Annotated in this window: 10 protein-coding genes; 4 read left to right on the top strand and 6 right to left on the bottom strand. The window is 69.7% G+C overall.

Annotated elements, in window-relative coordinates; translation table 11 throughout:
* From AB0C12_RS39000 to AB0C12_RS38990, 3 genes are all read right to left on the bottom strand, one after another.
* Complete coding sequence (locus AB0C12_RS39000; RefSeq protein ID WP_360555772.1) at window positions 1–1518, bottom strand: ricin-type beta-trefoil lectin domain protein; 1518 nt, start codon at window positions 1516–1518, stop codon at window positions 1–3.
* 251 nt (window positions 1519–1769) lie between these two features.
* Window positions 1770–3104 (bottom strand): ricin-type beta-trefoil lectin domain protein, encoded by a 1335-nt coding sequence (locus tag AB0C12_RS38995; RefSeq protein WP_360555666.1) that lies wholly within the window; start codon window positions 3102–3104, stop codon window positions 1770–1772.
* 32 nt (window positions 3105–3136) lie between these two features.
* Complete coding sequence (locus tag AB0C12_RS38990) at window positions 3137–4609, bottom strand: arabinofuranosidase catalytic domain-containing protein (RefSeq protein ID WP_360555665.1); 1473 nt, start codon at window positions 4607–4609, stop codon at window positions 3137–3139.
* A 230-nt stretch (window positions 4610–4839) separates the two neighbouring features.
* Between AB0C12_RS38990 and AB0C12_RS38985 the strand changes: the two genes are divergently transcribed.
* A complete protein-coding gene (locus AB0C12_RS38985) occupies window positions 4840–7239 on the top strand; it encodes a ricin-type beta-trefoil lectin domain protein (RefSeq protein ID WP_360555664.1) in 2400 nt (799 codons plus the stop codon).
* 48 nt (window positions 7240–7287) lie between these two features.
* Here AB0C12_RS38985 and AB0C12_RS38980 read toward each other — a convergent pair whose 3' ends face one another.
* Genes AB0C12_RS38980 through AB0C12_RS38970 form a run of 3 tightly spaced genes read right to left on the bottom strand, consistent with a single transcriptional unit; the run spans window position 7288 to window position 12156 of the window.
* Window positions 7288–10320 carry a M14 family zinc carboxypeptidase gene (locus AB0C12_RS38980; protein ID WP_360555662.1) on the bottom strand — a complete coding sequence of 1011 codons (3033 nt, stop codon included), beginning with the start codon at window positions 10318–10320 and terminating at the stop codon, window positions 7288–7290.
* Window positions 10321–10366: 46 nt separating this feature from the next.
* On the bottom strand, window positions 10367–11122 hold the full coding sequence (locus AB0C12_RS38975) for an SDR family oxidoreductase (RefSeq protein WP_360555660.1): 756 nt from the start codon (window positions 11120–11122) through the stop codon (window positions 10367–10369).
* On the bottom strand, window positions 11119–12156 hold the full coding sequence (locus tag AB0C12_RS38970; RefSeq protein ID WP_360555659.1) for an alcohol dehydrogenase catalytic domain-containing protein: 1038 nt from the start codon (window positions 12154–12156) through the stop codon (window positions 11119–11121). Before AB0C12_RS38970 ends, AB0C12_RS38975 begins: the two co-directional genes overlap by 4 nt.
* A gap of 133 nt (window positions 12157–12289) precedes the next feature.
* Here AB0C12_RS38970 and AB0C12_RS38965 point away from each other — a divergent pair, with 133 nt between their 5' ends.
* From AB0C12_RS38965 to AB0C12_RS38955, 3 genes are read left to right on the top strand one after another with little or no spacing between them, the layout of a single operon-like run.
* The gene (locus AB0C12_RS38965; protein ID WP_360555658.1) at window positions 12290–13618 is read left to right on the top strand and encodes an extracellular solute-binding protein; all 1329 of its coding nucleotides are present in this window, start codon (window positions 12290–12292) and stop codon (window positions 13616–13618) included.
* On the top strand, window positions 13615–14547 hold the full coding sequence (locus AB0C12_RS38960; RefSeq protein ID WP_360555656.1) for a sugar ABC transporter permease: 933 nt from the start codon (window positions 13615–13617) through the stop codon (window positions 14545–14547). The genes AB0C12_RS38965 and AB0C12_RS38960 overlap by 4 nt, the downstream gene beginning before the upstream one ends.
* Before the next feature lie 4 nt (window positions 14548–14551).
* The gene (locus AB0C12_RS38955) at window positions 14552–15463 is read left to right on the top strand and encodes a carbohydrate ABC transporter permease (RefSeq protein WP_360555655.1); all 912 of its coding nucleotides are present in this window, start codon (window positions 14552–14554) and stop codon (window positions 15461–15463) included.
* Window positions 15464–15473: the final 10 nt, after the last annotated feature.

Raw genomic sequence — 15473 nt, 5'->3', positions numbered from 1 at the left:
TCAGCGCCGGGTCCACTGCTGGTTGGTGGCGCCGGTGCAGGTCCACAGCAGCGTCAGCGTGCCGTTCGCGGTCTGGTTGTTGTTGACGTCGAGGCAGAGCCCGGACTGGTTGTTGCGGATGGTGCCGTTGCTCTGGAAGGTCCACTGCTGGTTGGTGCCGCCGTTGCAGTCCCAGAGCTGCGCCTTGGCTCCCGCGGTGGCCCCGGTCGGCGCGTCCAGGCACTTGCCCAGCGACTGCAGGGCCTGACCGGACACGGTCCACTTCTGGTTGTTCGCCCCGTTGCAGTCCCAGATGACCGGCTGGGTGCCGTTGGCGGTGTTGCTGTTCGGCACGTCGAGGCAGCGGCCGGACGAGGTGCTGACCAGGCTGTTCGAGGTCGGCACCGGCGGCTCACCGCTGGTGCCCCCGCTGACCCGGTAGACGACCGTCCCGTGCGCCGGCACGCTCGCGCTGATCGTGCCGCTGGTGGTGGTCGTGGCCCCGCTCCAGGCGTCGACCAGGTTGTACGACGACGACCCGGTCTTGCCGACCGCCGTGGCGGTGGTGGAGATCGTCCGGGTGGCGCCGCTCTGGTTGAACAGAGCCACCGCGACATCGCCGTTGGCCAGCCGCTTGGCCAGCACCCGCTGGTTGCTGTCGCCCGCCACCTGTACGCCCTGCAGGCCCAGGGTGTCCTGGTTGATCGCGATGAGCCGCGGGTTCTTCAGGATGGTCTGGGTGGCGGCGGTCATGTTGCGGATGTCGTTGCCGGCGATCAGCGGCGCCGCCATGATCGCCCACATGGCGAAGTGGGAACGCTGCTCGGTGTCGGTCAGCGTGCCCCGGCCCACCTCCATCATGTCCGGGTCGTTGAAACCACCCGGCTTGGCGTAGCCGGCCAGCGGCACGTTCACGTTGATGATGTTCTGGACACCCATCGGGTAGTCGTTGACCTGGTTGGTGCTCCAGACCAGCTGGATGTCCTCGGTGGTGCGCCAGATGTTGGCCACATCGCCCCAGTTGCGCTGCGGCCCGGTCTTGGAGTGGATGCTGTTGGAGTTGATGCTGTACAGGATCGGCCGCCCGGTCGCGGCCAGCGCGTCCCGCATCTTCGCGAACGTGGTGACCTGGTCGTTGATGCTGCCGCTGGGCGAGCACCAGTCGTACTTCAGGTAGTCCACGCCCCAGGCGGCGAACTGCCGGGCGTCCTGGGCCTCGTGCCCCTGGCTGCCGGTCGCCCCCGGGTACGAGCCGAAGTACTGCGCGCAGGTCTTGTCCAGCGGCGCCTGGTAGATGCCGAACTTGAGACCCTTGCTGTGGATGTAGTCGCCGAGCGCCTTCATGCCGCTGGGGAAGCGGGTCGGGTCGGCCTGCAGGTTGCCGCTCCCGTCGCGGTTGGGGTTCATCCAGCAGTCGTCGACCACCACGTACTGATAGCCCGCGTCGCGCATGCCGGTGCTGACGATGCTGTCGGCCATCCCCCGGATCAACGACTCGCTGATGTTGCAGAAGAACGTGTTCCAGCTGTTCCAGCCCATCGGCGGGGTACGGGCCACCCCGTTGTCCAGGGCCTGCGCCGGCGTCGCTGCGGAAGCGACGAACGCCGTGCCCGACAGCACCAGGAGTCCGGCCGCGAGCAAGGATTTCAGAGCTCTCATCGATTACCGACCTGTTCAGAAGTGAACGTTAACATCCGGATTCACAAGGTTGCCAGAATGTTTCCAGGCATTCAAGAGTGAGAATTTGTTACGACCGCTGCGACTTCTGAATGCCGCTGCGCATAACACAATTACGCGCGGGCCCAGCGTTGGTTGGCGGCGGTGTGGCAGCCCCACACGACGACGGCCGTACCGTTCGCGGTGCCGGCGCCGGTGACGTCCAGGCACAGCCCGGTCTGCGCGTTACTGACCGTGCCGTTGCTGTTGACGTTCCACTGCTGGTTGGCGCCGCCGTTGCAGTCCCAGATCTGCACCCGGGTGCCGGCAGCCGCGTTCGGCGCCACGTCCAGGCACTTGCCCAGCACCCGCAGTTCCCGTCCGTTCTGGCTGAGCTGCTGGTTGGCGGTGCTCTGGCAGTCCCAGATCTGCGTCACCGTGCCGTTGGCCGAGTTCCCGCCGCTGACGTCCAGGCACCGGCCGGCGGACTCGCTGCGCAGCCGGAAGCCGGTCGGTTCCGGATCCGGATCCGGGCCGGGACCCTGCGACTGGGTGAAGAAGTTCCACACCACCGCCCTGGTCCAGGACCGTTCGCCGGGTTCGAAGTCGCCGGGGAAGCCGTCCACGGGGCCGGGGGTGTGCCCGGCGTCGAACGCGGCCCAGGCCACCGGATATCCGGCCCGGCAGCCGGCGTACGTGGTGACGATGTGAGTGAGGCTGCCCTGCGCGGGCTCGGGTGGGTTCTGCGCGGTGCACCCGTTGTTCCGGACGAACCTGTCGCGCAGCGAGCGGCCTTGCGAGATGTTCAGAACCGGGTCCCGCAGCCCGTGCAGACCGATGTACGCGACCGGCTGGGTGCCGCCGCTGCACCCGCTGAGCTGCCCGCCGGAGTAGACGGCGACCGCCTTGAACACCGTGGGACGGGCACACGCCAGGGCGTAGCTCATGCCCCCGCCGTAGCTGAAACCGCCGGCGAAGCGCTGCGTCGTGTCCACGCAGACGCCGGCCTCGATCTGCCGGATCATGTCGTCGACGAAGACCAGGTCCTCGCCGCCGGAGTTGGCCCAGCCGTTGTTGAACCCCTGCGGGGCGACGAAGATCGTGCTGTTGTTCGACAGCGCCCGGAGCCCGTAGTACGACCACGGGTAGCCGCTGGTCCCGCCGGAGTCGACGTCGTTGGCGGTGCCGCCGTTCCAGTGGAACCCGAAGATCAGCCGGTACGGGTGGTTGCTGTCGTAGTTGTCGGGGATCCGCAGGATGAACGTGCGGTTCTTGCCGCTGGTCTGGATCGTGCGCGAGCCGCTGGTCAGCGTCGGCGCCTTGCCGCAGCCGCTGCTCGCCGCCAGGGTGGTGACGTCCGCGTGCGCCGGGGCGGGCCCGATGCCGGTGACGCCGGCCGCGGCGCAGACGAGTGTCGCGGCGGTGGCCAGCAGCGCTCGCCACCGATGACGATCGGTGCTTTGTCGCATGGGTGCTCCGTTCCTCGTGGGGGATGGGCGGTTCAGCGGTAGCCGGCGGCGATCACGTTGGCCTGGACCGCGTTCTCGGTCGCGTCGCTCGGGTAGCCGGCGACCATGGCGCCCTCGTAGAAGGTGCCGGCGCTGAGGTTGGCGCCACCCCCGGGTTTGCAGCAGTCGCCGCCGCTGCCGAGGATGATGGCGCCCTGCTTCTTCATCGGGCTGTAGCCGGGCGGCAGGGCTCCGTCGTACAGCGTGAAGAGGCTGCCGGACTGGGCGTTGCTGCCCTTCATGGCGAAGCGGGACGTCCCGTTGTTCTTGAGCGTCGCCGTGACGAACTTGCTGGTGAAGGCCCGCTGGTTCGGGTTCCAGGACTGGCTGCCGCCGGGGTATAGGCCCCACTCGAGGTCCGCCTGGACCCAGGGGCCGGTGCCGGAGCAGCCGCCGAACCAGCACTGCGTGCCGAAGTTGATGGCGTCCATGGCCCCGGCCGCGTCGGCCGCCCGCGTGGTCTCGCTGTTGCCGTAGTCGAAGCAGCAGCCGTTGTTGACGTGGGTGCCGCTGAGCACCGCGTACATCCCCTCGGGGGCGCTGCCGGTGGGCACGCCGGTCAGGTGGCCGTCGCGCCAGTAGCTGTTGCCGGGGTTGATGAACAGCGAGTACGCCTTGGCACCGCCGACCGTCAGTGATTCGGAGGTCGCGGTGGCCGGGCGGCTCTGGGTCGAGCCGGGCACGACGCTGGAACCCTGGTACCAGAGGTCGTTCCCGCGGCCGGACTGGTCGTAGACCACGGTGATGACGCAGGTGGTCCCGCCACAGAACGCATCCTGGGCGGTGCCGTCGGCGGTGCCGCCCGCGGCCCGCGGGCCGATGTTCCGCGTCGTGTTGTCGGACGAGCGCCGTACCTGGTAGAGGTTGCCGCTGTACGAGCCGTAGAGCGCGCGGGTCGTGCTGTGGGCGGCCACGCAGGGCGTGCCGCCGGAGGCATAGAGGTCGCAGGGGCCGGCGCCGGTCGGTGGCGTCGGGCCGGCCGGTGAGTCCCAGAGCTGGTTGCTCTGCCCGTGGCAGTCCCAGAGGATGATGGTGGTGCCGTTGGCCGTGCCCTGTGCGTTGGCGTCCAGGCAGCGGCCGGAGGGCACGCCGCTGATGGTGCCGCTCGAGGCGACCGTCCACTGTTGGTTGGCCTGCCCGTTGCAGTCCCAGATGATGACCGGGGTGGCGTTGGCGGTGCCCGCCCCGGAGGCGTCCAGGCATTTGCCGTAGACCATGAGCTGCTTGGACGCGGTGTAGGTCCAGGTCTGGCCGGCGGCGCCGGAGCAGTCGCGCAGCTGGGCCTGGGTTCCGTTGCCGGAGCCGGTGACGCTCAGGCAGCGTCCGGACTGGGTGCCCACGATCGGGGCGCTCTGTCCCGGTTGCAGGGTCGCGGCGGCCGCGGTGCCGGCGACGAGGGTGAACGCGAGGGTGACGCCCGCTGCGAACAGTTGTCCGAGGTGTCGGCGCCGTTTGGAAACGACCATGAATGGCCTCCCGGTGCTGTTGGTTCGCCAGCATGGGTACACAAATCGGCGGATGTCAATACGACTTCGTCCGGCCCGATTTCATTACACATTTTGGGCCGGAGATCTCCGGCGGCAGCGGGATTTACGCATCGACAATGGTCGCTTGACATGGTGGAAACGCCGCCTTAACGTCGGCGGCAGCAAACGTCATACGTCATATGCTGCGACTCTGCGCCGATCGCGCCGCGATGAGCCCCCGACCCGAGGAGATGCCCGTGCCGTCCACGCTGCGCAGAAAGGTGCTGGCCGGATTCGCCGCGGCGGGTGTGGCCGCCGCGGTGGTGACCGTCGCCGGGGCGACCCCCGCCCTGGCCGCGCCCACCACTCTCTACGCTTCCCCCACCGGCTCCGGCACCGCGTGTTCCAGCGCCCAGCCCTGCTCACTGACGGGCGCCCAGGCCGCCGTGCGATCGCTGAACGACGCGATGTCCGACGACATCGTGGTGCAGCTGGCCGACGGCGTGTACCGCCTGTCGGCGCCGTTCCGGCTGACCGCCGAGGACTCGGGCACCAACGGCCACTCCGTGGTCTGGCGGGCGGCGCCGTCGGCCCGGCCGGCGATCAGCGGAGCGCGGGCGGTCACCGGCTGGACCCTCGCCGACGCCGGCCGCAACATCTGGCAGGCCAACGTGGGCGCCGGGACCGACAGCCGCCAGCTCTACGTCAACGGGGCCATCGCCACCCGGGCGCGCACCAGTGTGAACCGGTCGGACTTCACCGCCAGCAGCACCGGCCTGCGGTTCACCAACGGGGCGCTGAGCTACCTCAACAACCTGGCCAACCAGAACCGGATCCAGCTGGAGAGCGTCGCCTCGTTCACCGACCGGTACGTCTCGGTGCAGAGCATCAGCGGCAACTTCATCACCATGCAGCAGCCCAGCTGGAACAACAACACCTTCGGCTACGACACCTTCACCACCCCGCACCGGGCCGGTCCGATGTACCTCACCAACGCGTACGAGTTCCTGGACTCGCCGAACGAGTGGTATCTCAACTCCGGGACCGGCACGTTGTACTACGCGCCGCCGGCCGGCCAGACCATGAGCAACCTCAGCGTGGAACTGCCGACGCTGCAGTCCCTGGTGACCATCGGTGGCACCTACGACGCCCCCGTCCACCACGTCACGTTCAACGGGATCACCTTCACCGGCACCAGCTGGCTCGGGGCCAGCGGCAACCAGGGCTACGCGGACCAGCAGACCGGCGCCTACCTGACCGGCAACTGGAACTGGCCGGCCCTGAGCGCCTGCCAGGAGGGGTGCACCCAGTTCGAGGCCACCCGGCCGCACTGGAACCAGATGCCCGCCGCCGTGCAGGTCTCCGCGGCCAACACCATCACCTTCAGCGGCTCGCAGTTCGTCAACCTGGGCCAGATGGCCATCGGCATCGGCAACGACGCCAACGCCCACGCCAGCGGGGTCGGCCTGGGCGCCAGCAACATCACGGTCACCGGCTCGGAGATCGCCCGCAGCTCGGCCGGCGGCATCGTCGTGGGCGGCGTCCGCGCCGACGCGCACCACCCCGGTGACCAGCGGATGATCAACCGCGACATCACGATCAGCAACAACCGCATCCACGACCTCGGCGTCGAGTACCGCGGCAACGTGTCGGCCCTGACGACCTACGTCACCAACGCCACCATGTCGCACAACGAGGTCTACAACATGCCGTACTCCGGCATGTCGATCGGCTTCGGCTGGGGCGCCAACGAGCCGGGCGGCAGCAACCAGTACGCCAACCGGGGCCTGTACAACTACCAGCCGCGGTACACCACGGCGACGACCGCCTCGAACAACCGGCTCATCGGCAACTACATCCACGACGTGATGCAGCAGATGACCGACGGCGGATGCATCTACACGCTGTCCTGGAACCCGGGCGCCCGGATCGACGGCAACCACTGCCAGCGGATCAACGGCTGGTTCGGGCTCTACTTCGACGAGGGCTCCAAGTACTACACCGCCAGTGGCAACGTCTTCAACAACGTCGGCACCTGGGCCACGGCCAACTACTGGGGCGGCGAGAACATGGGCAACTTCACCGTCACCGGCAACTGGACGACCAACGGCAGCACCAACATCACCAACGGCGACCGCGGCAACGTGGTGAACAACAACGTCACGGTCACCAACGGCAGCTGGCCCGCGGGCGCCCAGGCCGTGATGGCAGCCGCCGGACCGCAGAGCGGCGGCAGCCCGCAGAGCACCAGGATCGTCGGCGTGCAGTCCGGCCGGTGCATCGAGGTGCCGGGCGGTGCCACCGCCAACGGCACCCAGACCCAGCTGGGGGACTGCACGGGCGCCGGCGGTCAGACCTGGACCTACACCGCGTCGAAGCAGCTCACGGTCTACGGCAACAAGTGCCTGGACGCCTCCGGGGCGGGCACCAGCAACGGCACCGCCGTCATCATCTGGGACTGCAACGGTCAGCCCAACCAGCAGTGGAACCTCAACGCCGGCAACACCATCACCGGTGTCGCCTCCGGACTGTGCCTGGACGCCACCGGCGCCGGTACCGCCGGCGGCACCAGGATCAACCTCTGGGCCTGCCACGGCGGCACCAACCAGCAGTGGACCCGCCCCTCCTGATCAGCTGACCGGACGGGCCCACGCCGCCACGGCGTGGGCCCGTCCCGTTCACTTCAGGAGTTGCCGCATCGACCGGGACAACAGCTCGGTGCGGTCCGCCGCGGTCAGCTTCTCCGGTCCGAAACCGAAGTACAGAGTGTCCGGCGTCGCGGTCGCGGCGCCGAAGTCGTAGACATGACCGGCCCGGGTCCAGTCGGTGGGGTTGGGTGCCGAGCCCGGCGGTGGCCCGGCCACGGTCCAGCCGCCCAGGTCCGTCTCGAAGGACGTACGGGCGACGGTCGCGCCGTCCACGTCCACGCGTACGTCGTCGAGGAAGACGCCGTAGCCCTGGACGTACCAGTCGGACGTGGAGCTGATGGAGATCTCGACCTGCTTGCCCGCGTACGCGGACAGGTCGGCCTGGAAGTCCTTCCACCCGCCGCTGTTGCCGGTCGCGGCGTTCCAGTCGCCGGTGGAACCGTGCGGCGTGCAGTCCTCGGCCCAGTAGTGCGCCAGGAACGGGTGCGGGTCGAGGCGTTCCCACTGGCAGGTCCACCCGACGTCCGTACTGGTCAGGCCGCCGGTGTCGGGCAGCGTGGTCCAGTTGTCGGTGCCGACCTCGTGCGCCTCCACGATGAGGAAGTCGGCGCCCTGATCGGTGTCGAACGACGTCTTGAACCGCAGCTGCGCGTCCCGCGCCGTCGTCAGGTCAACGGTCCTGGTCAGCCGCTTCCAGGAGGAGTCCGAGCGCCCGCTCCACAGGTACTGGTTCCCGTCGACCGGGTCGTAGGGCCCCGGCCCGTCCTGCTGCCAGACCATCGGGACGGTGCTGGTGAACTGCGGGAACTTCGCCGGGGGCAGCTCGCTCGACGTGCTCAGGAACGCCGCCGTGTGCTGCTGCGGCCCGGCCGGGGCGGAGAAACCCGCCAGCTTGCCGGCGGTGCCGGCCAGTGCCGCGCTCCCGCCGTTGTCGACGTACGCGCCCGCGCCGAGCCAGTACTGCCGGAAGTCGTCGCTCACCGGCTGGCAGTCCAGGTCGTCGCCGCCGTCGCCGCACTCCCCGGGGCCCTGCGGGAGGTAGAAGTACCCCGCGGACGCGGCGTACTGGGCGTACTGGCCGGCGTGCAGCAGCTTGCCGCCCTCGTTGAGGTAGTCGCGGACGGCCAGATCGGTCTCGAAGGTGGCCCGGGTGGTGGCCCAGTCGGGCTGGCCCGGGTTGCGCGGGACGATGTCGTCGCCGGTCTCCCACACCACCGCCCGGTAGTGCGACAGGACGCCGAGCGGGTGCGGGGCCCGCCGGCCGTGCGTGTCCATGTCGTAGACGTCGGCGGTGTGCCCGGACCGCTTGAGGGCGTCGACGTACGTGCCCGCGTACCGGGCCGCGGTGGCGCCGTCGGTGTTCGCCGGCTCGATGCCGGTGACGTCCTCGGTGGCCAGCACCAGCACGTCGCCGCCGACCTGCTGGTTGACCGTGTAGGTGAAGGGTGCGCTCTTGCGGCCGCCGGCGGCGGTGAACCAGACGGTCACCCGGTCGCCCGGCTTCTGCCCGGTGACTGTGCCCCGCAGCTCCGCGAAGTACTTGTCCGCGCTGCCGCCGTACCTCTGGCCGCCCTGCCACTCGGCGACCGCGGCCGTACGCTCTCGGCCGTTGATCCTGGCGTGCAGCCGCACGTTGCGCAGCGAGCGCTTGGCGACCACGGCCACCTGCTGGCTGGTGCCGAACGAGTCAGGGAAGGTGTCGGGGACTAAGTCGCTGGTCGACCGGCCGACCACGGAGACCGGATCGGCCGGGTTCCGCGCCGACCGGGCCAGCGAGAGCGCGAACGGGATGTTCTTGGCGACCTCGGCCTGGATCAGCTTCTCGTCGTCGGGGAAATCGAACTCGGTCCGGCAGTCCTCCGGCCGCCAGGCGTCGTCCGGGTCGGATTCCGAGGCGGTCTGGCACGTCGACATCTCCGGGGCGAAACCGATGGTGCCCATCCGGACCTGGGCGTGGTGATTGGTGTCGCCGTTGGTGACGTAGAGCTCGGCGGTGATGTCCGGGTCATATCCGGGTACGGCCGGGTGCGCATCGTCGCCGGCCAGCGCCATGGCGATCTGATCGTCCGGGCTGACCGTCTCGACCTGCCAGCCGGCGCCCCAGAGGATGAGCTGGGCGGCCGAGTGGTAGTTGACCAGGAACTCGAAGCCGACCCGGCGGAACAGAGCGTCCATCGCCCGGGTCTCCGGCTCGGACTGCGGCGCGGGACCCCGGTACGTCTCGTCGTCCGGTTCCGGCGACGAGCCCTCGTTGTCGTATCCCCACCGCTCGGCGAAGTTGCGGTTGAGGTCGATGCCGTCCTCGGGCCCGTACCGGCCGTCGCCGTTGTTGTCGCGCATGTTCTTGCGCCAGTAACGGTATTCGTCGGAGGTGAAGGTGAGGTCGTAGCCGTCGGGATTGGCCACCGGCAGGAACCACAGCTCGGTGGTGTCCACCAGGCCGGTGATGGCGGGGTCGGTGCCGTAGCTGTCGAGAACGTGGTGCATCAGCCGCCGGGTCATCTCCGGGGTGATCCACTCCCGGGCGTGCTGCCCGCCGAAGTAGAGCACGGCCGGGCGGCGGCCGTCGGGAACGGTCCGGGCGTTGCGGGTGACCTTGACCGCCTGGATCGGGACCCCGCGGACCGTCGTGCCGATCGTCTCCAGCTCGGCCAGCGCCGGGAAGCGTGCCGCGGTGGTGACCAGCTCCTCGCGGATGCCGCCGGGCGTGTGGTACGGCCGGAAGACCGTCGGGCCGGCGGCCTTGCGGGAGCGCGTCGATGCGGTCTCCGGCTTGCGGACCAGGGGAACGCCGGCCTTCACGAGCCGGTCCGCCTGGGCCCGGCCGAGGATCACCTCGACCGGAGCCTTGCGGCCGGGGACCGGCGCGCGGCCGAGCTCGTCCGCCGCCAGGCCGGCGGTGCGCAGCGTGTCCCACTGGCGGTTGTCGAGCGTGCCGGCGTAGACATCGAGCCGGTCCTCGGTGGACGGTGCGGCCCCGGCCTGCGGCGGGATCGCGGTGACGGCGGCGGCGGTGGTGATGAGCACGGCCGCCGCCATGGCTGTCCGTTGTAAGCGCCTCATGAGTGGCAAGTATCGATGTCTTGTCAATGCCCCCTGAGGCTCACGGTCATCGGCCCAGCCATCCTCCGTCCACCGCGAGGACCGTGCCGGAGACATAGTCCGAGGCCGCCGAGCTGAGGAAGACCGCCGCGCCCGCGAGGTCGGCGCTGTGGCCCCAGCGCCCGGCCGGGATCCGTTCCAGGATCGACCGGGAGCGGCCGGGATCCGCGCGCAACGCGGTGGTGTTGTCGGTGGCGATGTAGCCGGGCGCGATGGCGTTGACGTTGACCCCCCGGCCGGCCCACTCGTTGGCCAGCGCCCGGGTGAGCCCGGCGATCCCCGACTTGGCGGCGGTGTAGCCGGGGACGTTGATGCCGCCCTGGAAACTGAGCAGGCTGGCGGTGAAGACGATCTTGCCGCTGCCGCGGTCCAGCATCGGCGCGGCGACGAGCTGGGTCAGCACGAACTGGCTCGACAGGTCGACCTCGATCACCCGGTCCCACCAGGACAGCGGGTGCTCGGCCGCGGGTGCCCGTTCGATGGTGCCGGCGTTGTTGATGAGGATGTCCGGCGCCCGGCCGGCCAGCTCGGTGCCCAGCGCGGTCACGGCGTCGCGGTCGGCGAAGTCGACGGCGCGGGCCTCGAAGGTGCGGCCGAGGCCGCGGACCGATTCGGCGACCTCGTCGTCGGCGTGCATCCGGGCGCTGACCCCGATGATGTCCGCACCGGCGGCGGCCAGGGCCTCGGCCATGGCCCGGCCGATGCCGCGGCGGGCGCCGGTGACCACGGCCAGCCGTCCCCGCAGATCGAACAGGCCGCTCATGCCCTCGCCTCCGCCGGCGCTCCGGCCACGTCGACCAGGATCTTCATGGCCCGGCCGGCGGAGAGGTCCGCGACGGCGGTGGCTGTCTCCTCCAGCGGCACGACGCCCGAGATCAGCGTCGCCGCCGGGATGACCCCCCGGCGCAGTAGCTCGATCGCCCGCTCGAAGTCGGATCGCTGGTAGACCCGCGCGCCCAGCAGGCGCAGCTCCCGCCAGAAGACCCGCTGGAGGTCGATCTCGCGGGCGGCGGCGTGGATGGCGACGACGACGATCGTGCCCCGGACCTTGGTCAGGGCGGTGGTGGCGCGGACCGCCGCGGCCGCGCCCGACACCTCGAACACCACATCGGCGCCGGCGCCGCCGGTCCAGCTCTCGACCTCGGCGGCCAGGTCGGTGCCGGCCGGGTCCAGCACCTCGAAGCCGAGTGCCGCGACCCGGCTGCGGCGGGACTCGTCGATCTCGGCCACCCGGACCTGCGCCCCGGCTTCGCGGGCCACGCAGGCGATGAGCACGCCGATCGGGCCGCCGCCCAGGACCACGACCCGGTCGCCGACCTGCAGCTCGGAGCGGCGGACGTCGTGCACGGCCACGGCGGCGGGCTCGACCAGCGCCGCGGTCCGCAGGTCCAGGTCACCGGGCAACGGCACCGCGATCGACGCCGGCACGTTCCAGCGCTGTTGCAGCGCGCCGGGGGAGTCGATGCCCACGAAGACCAGGTTCTGACAGATGTGCTGGTGCCCGGCCAGGCAGGCCGCGCAGGTGCCGTCCCAGAGCAGCGGCATCACGGTCAGCGGATCACCGACCGCCCAGCCCTGGACGCCGGCGCCGACCGCGGCCACGGTGCCCGAGGCCTCGTGTCCGAACACCAGCGGCTTGGTCACCCGGGCGTCCATGTCGCCGTGCACGATGTGCAGATCGGTGCCGCAGAGCCCGCAGTAGGCCACGGCGATCTGCAGCTCTCCCGGTCCCGGTGGTGCCACGTCCACGGACACCGTCCGCAGCCGGCCCGAGCCCTCGTACGTCGTGCCCTTCATTCGCAGCTCTCCCTTGCAAACATCATACGTATGCCCTTATATTTCGGGCCGATGAACGCGGCGTCAATAAGGAAGATCAGAGAAGGACACCGATATGGTCCGTTTCAGGCGTGCCCGCTCCATCCGCTCCCTCATGACAGCCCTCGGCGGCGTCGCGGTCCTCACTGTCGCCCTCGCCGGATGCGGCGGCGACGACAACAGTGGTTCGCCCGCCGGCTCCTACGGATTTCCCCAGGCCACCCAGGACGACAAAGCGGCCATCACGGTGTGGGTGGACGCTGACCGCACCAAGGCCGCGGACGCCTTCAAGAAGGCCCACCCGGAGGTGCCGATCCAGGTCGTGACCTACGACGGGTCGGCCAACGGCTCCAACTCGTTCCGTACCAAGATCCAGCTCTTCGACCGCACCCAGAGCGGCTGGCCCGACGTCGTGTTCTCGACGCAGAACAACGACGCGGCCTGGGCCAGCCAGCAGAGCAACGGCAAGCAGGCCTTCGCCGCTGTGCTCAACGGCGGGCTCGTGCCCAAGGACACCCTCGACAAGTTCACCCCGGGCGCGCTGAACCCGTGCACCGTCGACGGCAAGGTCTACTGCCTGCGCAACGACCTCGCCCAGGTGGTGCTCTGGTACAACAAGGCGCTGTTCGACCAGTTCGGCTACCAGGTCCCGACCACCTGGCAGGAATACCAGGCGCTGGGGGAGAAGGTCGCGCAGGAACACCCCGGCCACATCGTCGGCACGGTGGGCGACGCCTGGACCCCGGAGGTGTTCTTCTGGGGCAGCAAGTGCCAGGCCAACGACGTCACCGGCCCCAAGACGGTCACGGTGAACACGGCGACGCCGCAGTGCCAGCGCGCGGCCGCGATGCTCGACACGCTGATCAAGAACGGCACCACGCCGAACGTCAGCGTCTTCACCCCGGAGTTCGTCAAGAAGTACTCCGGCAAGGTGCTGATGATGCCCGGCCCGGCCTGGTACGCCGGCGCCATCTTCAACAACCCGCAATCGCTCAAGGTGCCCTCCGGTCAGCTCGGCGTGGCCCCGCCGCTGGCCTGGCAGGGTGAGGACGCGGTGACCGGCAACGTCGGCGGCGGCACGTGGTTCATCAGCAGCCACTCGAAGAACCTCAAGGCCGCCGAGGCCTTCACCGAGTTCGTCACGACGGCCGACGACTACCAGGTGGCGGTCGCTCCCGGCTATCCCGCGTACGGGCCCGCCGCTGAGAAGTGGGTGAAGAAGCAGGAGGAGAGCGGCTACTACGCCACCGACCTGAAGGCCATCGTCACCGCCGGCACGTCGATCTGGCCCGGCTGGGGCTCGGGCATCTTCAGCCAGGAGGCCGTCTGGGCCAAGACGATGACGCCGGCCATCGCCGACGGCAAGAGCGTTGTCACGCTGCTGCCGGAGTGGCAGACGGCGATCAAGAACCAGGCGCAGGTCAACGGATACACGGTCAAATGACGGTCGTCGACCACACCGCCGAGGCGGCGGCCGTGGTGACGGGGCGGGCGGCCGGCCGGCCGCCCGCCACCCGCGACAACAAGCTCAGCTACGGCCTCATCTCGGGCTATGCGGTGCTCACGCTCGCCTTCGGCCTGCTGCCCGCCCTGTACGCCGTGTACCTGGCGTTCACCGATGCCACGGGCGGTTTCGCGGGGTTCGCCAACTTCACCAAGGTGGTCGGCGACTTCCGCTTCTGGCCCGCGGTCTGGCACGTGGCGCTCTACCTGGTCATCTGGCTGGCGGCGCTGGTGGCGCTGGTGACCGTGCTGGCGGTGGTGGTGCACGCGATCAAGGTGCGGTGGCTCAGCCGGACCCTGCGGTTCGTGTTCTACCTGCCGGGCGCGCTGGCCGGCGCCTCGAGCGTGCTGCTGTGGCTGTTCGTCCTCGACCCGACGGCCAGTCCGGTCGGCGGGCTGCTGCGGCTGTTCGGCTTCGAGAGCTTCGTGCAGGTCATCGTGCCGGGGAACCTGCCGGTCATCTTCGCCGTCATCGCTTTCTGGACCGGCGCCGGCGGCTGGATCGTCATCATGTACGGCGCCCTGAACAACATCAGCGCCGAGGTCATCGAGGCGGCCCGGGTGGACGGGGCCAACGCCGTGCAGATCGCCTGGCGCATCCAGCTGCCGATGCTGCGCAAGTGGATCTCGTACATGGGCATCATGTCGCTCGCCGCGGGCACCCAGCTCTTCGTCGAGCCCCAGTTGCTCTCGCAGGCCAGCAACGCCGTCGTGCCCAACGACTACTCGCTCAACCAGCTCGCCTACCAGTACGCGTTCCAGCAGAACGACTTCAACGGAGCGGCGGCGATCTCCCTGCTGCTGCTCGTCGTCGCCCTCGCGCTGTCGGCCGTCTTCGTGACGCGCGGCGGCCTGTTCGAGCGGGAGTGAACCCATGAGCTCTGTGCCCACCGGCTCCGCGGCCGGGCACCGGCCCGGCGTCAGCGGCTGGAGCGGCCGGACGATCGTCGCGGTCATGGTGACGGTGTTCGTGCTGTTCTTCGCCGTCCCGATCGTCTGGCTGCTGCTGGCCACCACCAAGTCGGCGCGCGGCCTGAGCGTCGGCAACCCGTTCGCCCTCGGCAGCGCCGGTGAGCTGGCCACCAACTGGAGCCAGCTGTTCGGGTTCCAGGACGGCGCGGTCACCACCTGGATGACCAACTCGGCGCTGTACGCCGTCGGCGCGCTCATCATCACCCTGGTCGTGAGCATCCCGGCCGGGTACGCGCTGGCCCTGACCCGGTTCCGGTTCCGGCGGCTGCTGCTGGTGCTGACCCTGATCGTCATGCTGATCCCCAACACCGCGCTGGTGCTGCCGATCTTCCTGGAGCTCAACGCGGTGGGCCTGATCGGCAGCCCGCTGTCGGTGATCCTGCCGATGTCGTTCTTCCCGTTCGGGGTCTACCTGACCTACATCTACTTCTCCACCAGCATCCCGCGCGACCTGCTGGCGGCGGCCCGGATCGACGGGTGCCGGGAGATCCAGGTGTTCACCCGGATCGCCCTGCCGCTGGCCGCGCCGATCGTCGCGCTGGTCGCGTTCTTCAGCTTCGTGCAGAACTGGAACAACTTCTTCCTGCCCTTCGTGATGCTGCCGTCCAGCGACGGCTATCCGGTGCAGGTCGGGTTGACCTCCCTGCTCGCCTCCACCCCGGCGTTCAATCCGAGCTCCGCCGGCGGGCAGTCGGTCCAGCTGCCGACGCTGGCCCTGGCGACCGTCGTCTCGGTGCTGCCGGTGCTCATCGTCTTCCTCGTGTCACAACGCTTCCTGGTCGCCGGCATGACCGCCGGCGGGACCAAGGAGTGAGCCCAATGTC

The sequence above is a fragment of the Actinoplanes sp. NPDC048967 genome (genome assembly GCF_040649415.1).
Lineage (GTDB): Bacteria > Actinomycetota > Actinomycetes > Mycobacteriales > Micromonosporaceae > Actinoplanes.
The sequence above is the reverse complement of the archived record's forward strand: the minus strand, read 5'-3'. Positions and strand labels throughout refer to the sequence as shown.